14 protein-coding genes are annotated in these 8,544 nt (G+C 39.4%); 10 read left to right on the forward strand and 4 right to left on the reverse strand.

Features of this window, described 5'->3' with window-relative positions:
* Positions 1-59 precede the first annotated feature (59 nt).
* Positions 60-386: a DMT family transporter gene (locus ACH0CI_RS08300; protein ID WP_013057875.1), complete on the reverse strand. Its 327-nt coding sequence runs from the start codon at positions 384-386 to the stop codon at positions 60-62.
* Positions 383-916 carry a TetR/AcrR family transcriptional regulator gene (locus ACH0CI_RS08305; RefSeq protein WP_406901248.1) on the reverse strand — a complete coding sequence of 178 codons (534 nt, stop codon included), beginning with the start codon at positions 914-916 and terminating at the stop codon, positions 383-385. The genes ACH0CI_RS08300 and ACH0CI_RS08305 overlap by 4 nt, the downstream gene beginning before the upstream one ends.
* A 237-nt stretch (positions 917-1,153) precedes the next feature.
* On the opposite strand from ACH0CI_RS08305, the gene ACH0CI_RS08310 reads away from it, so the two are divergent.
* Positions 1,154-1,729, forward strand: a complete 576-nt coding sequence (locus tag ACH0CI_RS08310; RefSeq protein ID WP_335387669.1) for a poly-gamma-glutamate hydrolase family protein — start codon at positions 1,154-1,156, stop codon at positions 1,727-1,729.
* Here ACH0CI_RS08310 and ACH0CI_RS08315 read toward each other — a convergent pair.
* The gene (locus ACH0CI_RS08315) at positions 1,680-2,234 is read right to left on the reverse strand and encodes an HAD-IIIA family hydrolase (RefSeq protein ID WP_335387671.1); all 555 of its coding nucleotides are present in this window, start codon (positions 2,232-2,234) and stop codon (positions 1,680-1,682) included. The two genes, ACH0CI_RS08310 and ACH0CI_RS08315, sit on opposite strands and share 50 nt — an antisense overlap.
* 148 nt (positions 2,235-2,382) lie before the next feature.
* Between ACH0CI_RS08315 and ACH0CI_RS08320 the strand changes: the two genes are divergently transcribed.
* Entirely contained in the window at positions 2,383-3,705 is a 1,323-nt protein-coding gene (locus ACH0CI_RS08320) for an AlbA family DNA-binding domain-containing protein (protein WP_224980261.1), read from the forward strand.
* Positions 3,706-3,862: 157 nt separating this feature from the next.
* Positions 3,863-4,009, forward strand: coding sequence for a hypothetical protein (locus tag ACH0CI_RS08325; RefSeq protein ID WP_165351766.1), 147 nt, complete (start codon positions 3,863-3,865; stop codon positions 4,007-4,009).
* Positions 4,010-4,048: 39 nt separating this feature from the next.
* On the opposite strand, the gene ACH0CI_RS08330 is transcribed toward ACH0CI_RS08325, so the two are convergent.
* Entirely contained in the window at positions 4,049-4,492 is a 444-nt protein-coding gene (locus ACH0CI_RS08330) for a hypothetical protein (protein WP_028414451.1), read from the reverse strand.
* Between the two features lie 118 nt (positions 4,493-4,610).
* Here ACH0CI_RS08330 and ACH0CI_RS08335 point away from each other — a divergent pair, with 118 nt between their 5' ends.
* The 7 genes from ACH0CI_RS08335 (at position 4,611) to ACH0CI_RS08365 (ending at position 7,757) form a co-directional block, all read left to right on the forward strand.
* Positions 4,611-4,829, forward strand: a complete 219-nt coding sequence (locus tag ACH0CI_RS08335) for a DUF1659 domain-containing protein (protein WP_013057868.1) — start codon at positions 4,611-4,613, stop codon at positions 4,827-4,829.
* Positions 4,830-4,844: 15 nt separating this feature from the next.
* Positions 4,845-5,057: a DUF2922 domain-containing protein gene (locus ACH0CI_RS08340; protein ID WP_013057867.1), complete on the forward strand. Its 213-nt coding sequence runs from the start codon at positions 4,845-4,847 to the stop codon at positions 5,055-5,057.
* 55 nt (positions 5,058-5,112) lie between these two features.
* A complete protein-coding gene (locus ACH0CI_RS08345) occupies positions 5,113-5,250 on the forward strand; it encodes a YvrJ family protein (protein WP_028414450.1) in 138 nt (45 codons plus the stop codon).
* 84 nt (positions 5,251-5,334) lie between these two features.
* Positions 5,335-5,748, forward strand: coding sequence for a BlaI/MecI/CopY family transcriptional regulator (locus ACH0CI_RS08350; protein ID WP_335387673.1), 414 nt, complete (start codon positions 5,335-5,337; stop codon positions 5,746-5,748).
* Between the two features lie 3 nt (positions 5,749-5,751).
* On the forward strand, positions 5,752-6,603 hold the full coding sequence (locus tag ACH0CI_RS08355; RefSeq protein WP_028414448.1) for a M56 family metallopeptidase: 852 nt from the start codon (positions 5,752-5,754) through the stop codon (positions 6,601-6,603).
* 36 nt (positions 6,604-6,639) lie between these two features.
* Positions 6,640-7,347: a DsbA family protein gene (locus ACH0CI_RS08360; protein ID WP_406901250.1), complete on the forward strand. Its 708-nt coding sequence runs from the start codon at positions 6,640-6,642 to the stop codon at positions 7,345-7,347.
* Positions 7,347-7,757, forward strand: coding sequence for a disulfide oxidoreductase (locus ACH0CI_RS08365; RefSeq protein WP_028414446.1), 411 nt, complete (start codon positions 7,347-7,349; stop codon positions 7,755-7,757). Before ACH0CI_RS08360 ends, ACH0CI_RS08365 begins: the two co-directional genes overlap by 1 nt.
* The last annotated feature ends 787 nt before the right edge of the window (positions 7,758-8,544 follow it).

Raw genomic sequence — 8,544 nt, forward strand, 5'->3', positions numbered from 1 at the left:
ATAAGTAGACAGTCGATTTTCCTCCTTTGCTTAAGAGTCAGTATTTACTGGCTCTTTTTTTAATGAGCCACTGATTTTAAATTTAAAAGAATGACTCCTGCAATGATTAATACGATGCCAAATACCATCGTAAGACTGCCGCTTTCTTTCCAAATGACTACACCAATCACAGCTGTCACAGCAGTTCCTACACCAGACCAAATGGCGTATGCAACGCTGAGCGGAATGTGCTGAAGCGATGTGGAAAGCGCATAGAAAGCAAGACCAAATCCTAATAAAACACCAAGACTAGGCCAAAATTTTGTAAATCCGTTTGATGCTTTTAACATAGATGTACCAAATAACTCTGAACTAATTGCAATTGCTAAAAATAAATAGGCTTTCATCGAAAACCCTCCTCTGTTAATTTCCGAAGTTGTTGTTGAATCTGTTTTTGCATGTCTGGATCTACGGGTGCGAGCCCAAACATTTGGCTGAACCATAATCCATCGGCTGCTAAGCGCACAATGGTAGCAAGGACAGGGTCAATACCGTCTTGTTCAATATGGTGCTGCCACTTTTTGTAGTGTTTTTGAAGGTGCTGCAGAAGTTCAGGATTCGTTGCAATACCTGCAAGCAACCCTGCGCTCATCGCTTGTTCACGCTGAAGGTCATGAAGTGTCTCAGCGAGATAAGCCCGGCTCCATTTGCCAGGAGAATTGTCATGTTCAATTTGCACGTGTAGCCCGTCATCATATTGCTTTGTGACTGAATACAGCATTTGCTGAATCAATTCATCTTTTGATGAGAAGTGGTACAACAAGCCGCCCTTACTAACACCGGCTTCTTTTGCTACTTTTTCAAGCGTCAAATTTCCAACGCCGTCACGCTGCACAACCTGAGTGGCCGCAAGCAATATATCATCATATGTAGACACATGAATTTCCTCCTTTTTGATTTTCCCTAGAATACTTTACCGTCTGGACGGTTTGTTTGGCAATACTTTTATTTCGAATTTCAAAAAAAATTTTTGTGCACACTAAAATATAAAGTATAAAAACAAAAATGAACGCGTAAACAAAGGGTTAATCCCTTTACTACTTTTACTATATGAAGAAAAAGGAAAATTAAAGCCTGGGTATATGAAAGATAAAAGAAAGGTGTGAAGAAACAGATGAGGGATGTGTATCAAAGTTTTCAAGAATTATCTCAGTGTGAACGAGCGGGAATCGATTACGAAATAGAGTGTGTCATTCGCCGGAGAGAAATTGTCGTGCTTGCGATTCACGGAGGAACGATGGAAATTGGGACAGAAGAAGTAGCGGAAAAAATAGCAGAAAAGCTGAACGCAACGGTGTACGTATTTAAAACGCTGAAAACAGAAAATCCGTTTGAATTACATGTTACGTCTGCAAACTACGATGAAGAAATGGCGCGTCATCTTGTGAAAAAATCAGAGATCACAATTTCTCTTCACGGTGCCTATAGCGATGTCTGCACAACTTATATTGGAGGAAGAGACGAAAAGTTAGAAAAAGCGGTGCGTCAAGCACTTTCGAATTTTCCGATCAGTGAAACGCCCGTACATTTAAAAGGCGTTTCACCTCGAAATATCGCCAACGACAATCAGCGGCATAAAGGACTGCAGCTTGAAATCACCACTCCTCAGTATGAACAATTATTACAGGATGAGCAGCTGTTTAACGAGTATGTGAATGCGGTAGTATCGGCTGTGAACTCAGTGACGTAAAGATAAATTCAACAGCTTCCTGTATATCGGCTGCAATAAGAGTTGGTTGTACATCAGCCCACTTTTCTCGTTCATGTAACGTGTCATGCCCGGCACCTGTTAACACTAAAATGCAGTGAGCGCCTGCTGCACTGGCCGCTACTAGGTCTTTCCACCGGTCGCCAATCACGATGCAGTTAGCCAAATTTAAGCTGTGCTCCTCCGCTGCTTTTAACAGCATACCGGGGTTTGGTTTGCGGCACGAACAGGCGTCTGAATCTTCATGAGGACAAAGGTAAACATCATCAAATCCAAAAGCTAAAAGTTCAGAGATAAACTGTGATTTATTTACCTTTCCTTTTGCAACATCGGGCTGATTCGTAAAGGAAAACAGCGGAATGTTTTGTTTCTTTATGTCTTTAATCGCTTGCTTTGCTTGGGGGAACAGCTGAAAATCACCTGGATATTGAATGTCATTACTGCCTCCAATCGTTCCGTCTCGGTCTAAAAATATTGCTTCAATCATGTTATTCACCTCTTTTTCTATCATAATATAAAACAGGATGAATTTGGTAAAAACTTTGTTTTTTGAAAAAAATCAAAGAAATATGACTGTCTTTTTACTTCCCATCATATGGATAAGTTAAATAGAAGTGGTGAGGAGGGGAAGACAAGTGAACGAAGAATCGTTTTATTCACCATTTATAAGCGAAGACGGAAAGAAAAAAACAATTGGAGAAATTGAGTTTTCAGATGTGCAGCGCATGATGGAAAAACATTTAGAAGAAGGCTACCAGCTTGAGTTCAAGCGCGAAGTAAGCTCAACGGTCAAACGGAAAATCCCAAATATCATCGCTTCGTTTGCCAATGAAAAAGGAGGGTGGCTTATTTTTGGCGTAGATGAAGACGACCATTCCATTAACCTGCTCGAGCGCAAGGAATATGAGCTGTTTATTAATAATATGCTGAAAGATGTCACCAATCCCATTCCTCGTATCGTTACGCGCTTTTTATCACCTGAAGATCACCCCGGGCAAGGTGTTTTTGTTATTTGGATTCCCGAAGGTCCGAACCCTCCGTACATGTCTTACGGGAAAATTTACAGAAGAATTGGAAGCGGCACATCTCCGGTTACGGAAATCGATGATCGCTATCATTTAGATCGTCTTTATCAAAAATCGGAGGATCAAACGCAGCGAATAGAGGAATTTTGCACAAAAGAACTGTCTATCTATAACAGAAAGTGGCCGATGCACGGGAAAAGCTATATTCATTACGGGATGTGTAATATGTACGTGCTGCCACTATATGATTTGCATTTAATCGAACAAATGGAAGAAGAACGGTTAAAGCAATATATTTTAAGCAAGTCTAGCGAACCAAAACACTATCGTTTGGACGACGAGAGTACGGTGATGCTGCATACACCGTTTGTCAAAGCTTCTTATTCAGCGGAATCCATCATTTTTCGAAGCACAGATGTAATTGATGCATACGATAAAACAATTGCGTGGGAGCAGTTTTATAACGGATCGGCTAAGTTTCACATTCCTATTCCGTATATGGAAGAACCAAAACAAATTCATGACGTGCTGAAATCCAGCATTTCAAGCTACATTGATGAGACGATTTTTGAGCAGTTTCAATATATAAACGGACCCTTTTTTCTTACATCTTTAATCAGCTGCATCGGCGGATACATCGATTGTATGATGGAATTAAAAACTGAGCTCGAAGACATGATTATTGTAATTGATTTAGAGAACGTTCGAAATGATGTGCTTTACTTTCCGCATCAGCAGTTTCAAACATTTCTAGAGAAAGAAGGGCTCGTCTTTTCAGATAAAAAGCAGTATCGGTTTAATCAATCATTTAAAACAACAAAACTAGGGGGAAACGTCGAGCTTCTTGCCTACGTTGATTATATCGTAACGGCGTTTGGGCTTTCAAAAAACCAGTCCATGGACTTTCTTAAACATTCGTTAAACCGAGTATAAAATATACAATTTTTTGACAATAGCTAAAAAAATGACAAAAATGAAAAAAAGTATGATAATATCTTTCGTAAGTAATGAGCAAGTGAAAAAGAGAAAGGGGACTCTTTTTTACAGCTGCCGTTGCTAGGTAGGGTTAAACATAAGGGGAGAAAAAGTAATGAAAAAAGCGACATCCATACTTCTAATTGTCCTAGCACTTGCTGGATTAGGAGGAGTATGCGCTGCTTATTACCATTTGGAGCAGCAAAAGCAAACGGAAGAAATGACGTATGAACAGAACTACATAACCGTAAGAAATGCATGAAAAAACCAGCCGATTGGCTGGTTTTTTTTTGGTTTCAAGTCATAGTAAGTAAAATAAAGATTTTGCTTGTTCAGTTTTTTTAAATAACTCCAATGATGTATAGACGCAAAATAGAAAGCCAACGCTTGAAAAAATAAAAAACAAGCGGAGAAAAGGGCGTTTTTTTTGAATGCGAAAGTACGTAAAAACAACGAGTGAACATACAAGCAGTACGCTCATAGCAGCAAATCGAATCGCGAGCTCTGCTAAATCATCAACCGTGCTTTGAAACAGTTTTAGCGTTTCATCGTTCAAATCAGTCTCAGGAATGTTCGTTTTGTCTTGCTGATTTAACACCCCTACATCCCATTTTTCTCGACTATAATCATGAGAAACCGTGTAGTAAAACGGACCAAGCTTTTTTTCATCTGCACCGTCATCAGCAAGTGCTGAAGCTGGATGCATGAATGCTAGAACAAAAAATAAAAAGCTCCACTTTCTCATTACCAAAGCCTCTTTCTAACTCAGACTATCTCCCATTATAAACCAAAAATTTTTATGTTTCCATCATCCCTCTTTCCTATTTCCATTTCTATATATAAAGTGAAAGGGGGAATAAAAGATGGCAGAAAAAATTCAGCATTCAAGCCAGCTTCGCTTAGTATTAGAACAAGGAATAAAAGAGGATGGAAAACCCGATTTAAAGACAAAATCCTATATGAACATTCAGCCCGGAAGTTCTGCAGATGCACTCATTACAGCAAGCGAAACCATCGCCAGCCTGCAGTCGCTGCCGCTTGTTGAAATCAACGAAGTTGTCACGTTTTCACTTTTAAAATAAGAAAAGAGGTAGAGTATGAAAACTTTAACGATGCAGTTTTTGAATGAGTCACAAAAAGCAGTAAGCCTATCGATTGAATCACCAAAAGATACGTTAGACGCAGCAGCCATCACAGCAGCAATGAACGCGCTGATCGCAAGCGATGTCTTTACTTCAAGCGGCGGAGCGCTCGTTGCCAGAAAAGGCGCCCAAATTGTCGAGCGAAATGTAACCGAATTTACGATTTAAAAATGAAAGTCCTTCCACTTCGGTGCGAAGGGCTTTTTTAAAAGGAGAGAGGAAGATGGCAGAGTGGTTTACGCTTGTTTCAGACGTTGGGTTTCCTATTGTGGTGACGCTTTATTTACTTCACCGAATCGAAGCCAAGCTCGATACAGTTGTGCTGTCCATTCAGCATTTAACCGATGAAGTAAAAAAGTGATTATGACAATTGTAAGGCGGTTTTCATGGAAAAGTTGACGGATTTGACACCTCACACTACAATTAGTAGTGTGAGGTGTCGAATATGAAAATTGAAAAATTCAAATTTAACGAAACCGGCCTTAATCGCTTTTTTGGCCCGCTTGAAGCAAAAATTATGGCGGCTTTATGGAACGGAAGTGAAATGTCCATTAAAGACGTGCAGCACGTGCTTGAGAAAGAAAAAACAGTTAACTTCAACACCGTTATGACCGTTATGAATCGATTGGTGGAAAAAGGCGTGTTGCAAAAGCGTTTAAAAGGACGTACGTCGATGTATCAGCCGATTCTTTCTAAAGAGGAATTTATCGACGCTCAGTCGAAAGAGTTAACGCACGAGCTGATCGATGAATTTGGCTCGCTTGCTGTTACTCATATGCTTGATGCGCTAGAAGAAGTCGATGATTCACTGTTAAGTATGCTCGAATCAAAAGTCAAACAGTTAAAAAAGGATGAATAATCAATGAATCAAGGAATACTAAAGCGTTCTAAGCTTATTTTTAACCTGTGCTTTTTTATTGCCGTGACGTTGCTTATGCAAATGGGGATGTATGTGCTGCATTTGCTGTTTGGATGGAATTTATCGTTTAACTTAATTTTACTTTGTAACAAAGTAGCCCACTTTTTCGGCTTGTTTTTTATTGAATACATGCTGAATGCCGTTATTTTTCACACGATGTTTGTACTGTTCATTAAAGCTGTAAAGCAAGTGATTCAAATGCGGAAAGTCCGTAAAATGATTACGAAGCTGCGAGATGAAACAACAACGGCTGACCTGCAAAAAGCGTACGGAAAGGATTTAACGGTCTTAACAACAGATCAGCCCATTGCCTTAACGATGGGGCTGTTTACACCGCATATCGTCCTGTCTACAGGGTTGCTGTCGGTGCTTGATGAAAATGAACTCGAAGCCGTTATTTATCACGAGCAGTCGCACGTTGCAAACAAAGACCCGCTCAAAACGTTTTTGCTAAGTACGCTTGCCTCTGCATTATGGTATATTCCATTTATTAAATGGAGCCATAAACGCTTCAAAGTTATGCGTGAAGTGCTGGCTGATCAAGATGCCATTGTGAAAAATGGCACGCCTGCTCACATCGGCAGCGCGCTTTTAAAAATGGTGAAAACGGGACAGACAAGTCTCTCGTGTGCGCACGTATCGTTTGCTGATACGTCGGTTAATTATCGCATTCAATATATTTTAAATCCGGAAACGAAAATGCCGATGCAGCCTCCTGTTATTTTAACGCTGACGTCGCTATACGTGTTTTTTATTTTGTGTGCGCTGATTTTTACCGCTCTAACAGCTTTGTAAGTTTGTAAGAGAGAAAGAAAAGAAGGAGATGAGATTGTGTCAAAAGCAAAGAAAAAGAAAAAAGTAACGCCCAATCAGCAAACATCCTCAAGCAAGTGGATTTTTTGGGTGATTGGAATTATTGCGGTCTGTATTTTAGGGTTAATCGTCCTTTCGAATATGTCAAAGGGCGGAGGAGATGAAAAGGCCGCTCTTACATATGATAATCAGCCGTATCTTGGAAAAGAGTCAGCTCCGGTAGAAGTGGTAGAGTTTGGAGATTACAAATGCCCGGCTTGTAAAAACTTCACGGAATCCTTTTTCCCGCTAATTCAAAAAGATTATGTGGATACAGGCAAAGTCAAATTCTACTTTATGAACTATGCGTTTATTAACAACGACTCTTCTCGTGCAGCAGAGTTTGCTGAAACGGTATACAAAGAGCTTGGAAACGATACATTTTGGAAATTCCATGAACTTCTTTATAAAAAGCAAAACGCAGCGGACGAAAAGAAAGATGTCTTAACGGAATCTTACTTAGAAGATACGCTGAAAGAAGTGTCAAGCGATGCCGATGCGAAAAAAGTAGCGAGTGCCTTTAAAGATGGAAAAGGAAAAGATACGTTTGATCAAGATATGAAGACAGCCAATGACTTAGGCATCACAGGTACACCAACCATTTATGTAGGCAGCAAAAAATTCGAAGGAAAAACGATCGATGACTTTGATCAAATGGTCAAAGATGCGGCTAAGGAGAACAAATAATGAACAAGTCTTTGGTTTTCGGGTGGATTACAGCGCTTATCGCGATGCTTGGAAGCTTGACGTTTAGTGAAGTTCTTCACTTTATCCCGTGCGAACTTTGCTGGTATCAGCGAATTTTAATGTATCCGCTCGCGATTGTGCTAGGTGTAGCCGTGTACCGGAATGATACGTTCATCTACAAATACGTCCTGCCGTTTTCGGTGATTGGTATGGCGCTCTCAGGCTATCATTATTGCCTGCAGAAGATACCGGCTCTTAAAGCATTTGAAACGTGTACAAGCGGTGTTCCTTGCTCAGGTCAATATATTAACTGGCTTGGATTTATCACCATTCCTTTTTTAGCGTTTATTGCGTTTACCATTATTACGATTATGATGCTTGTTCTTCGCAAGCAGATGAAAAAAGCTTAACCTCCGGGTTAAGCTTTTTTTATCTGAAAACAAAAAAAGTCCCGCTTACAAGAAGCGGGTGCAAATAGGGTACATCTATGAAAAATGATGAAATTGTTTTGACAAGAACAGTATATAAAAGAAAAGTGAAAAAACGGTGAAAAGAGAAAAGCTTTTTTAAAAAAAAGGTGAAAATATGCTTTTCTTACAAAAAAAGCCCCGCTCACAAAAAGCGGGGAATAAATAGGGGTCATTTATGAAAAATGATGAAATTGCTTTGACAAACTTAGTATACAAAAGAAAAGTGAAAAAACGGTGAAAAGATGGAAGCTTTTAGAAAAAATAAAAAAAGACCTGTTTTGGGGAAACAGGTCACTAGAAAGGGAGTAAAACTATGAAAAAATATGCTAATTGGCTTTACATATACTATCTTACCGCCCAATAGTGAAAAAACAGTGAAAAGAAACATCAAACAAAAAAGACCTGCTCTGGGGAAGCAGGTCTTCACAAAGGAGTAAAACTATGAAAAAAATATGCTAATTGGCTTCGCAAGTACTATCTTATACCTTTATGGTGAAAAGATGGTGAAAAAAGAAGCGGGATATAAAAAAGACCTGCTTTGGGGAAACAGGTCATTAGAAAGGGAGTAAAACTATGAAAAAATATGCTAATTGGCTTCGCAAGTACTATCTTATACCTTTATGGTGAAAAAATGATGAAAAGAGAAGCGAGATATAAAAAAGACCTGCTTTGGGGAAACAGGTCATTAGAAAGGGAGTAAAACTATGAAAAAATATGCTAATTGGCT

The sequence above is a fragment of the Priestia sp. 179-F W1.4 NHS genome, assembly GCF_045369295.1.
Lineage (GTDB): Bacteria > Bacillota > Bacilli > Bacillales > Bacillaceae_H > Priestia > Priestia zanthoxyli.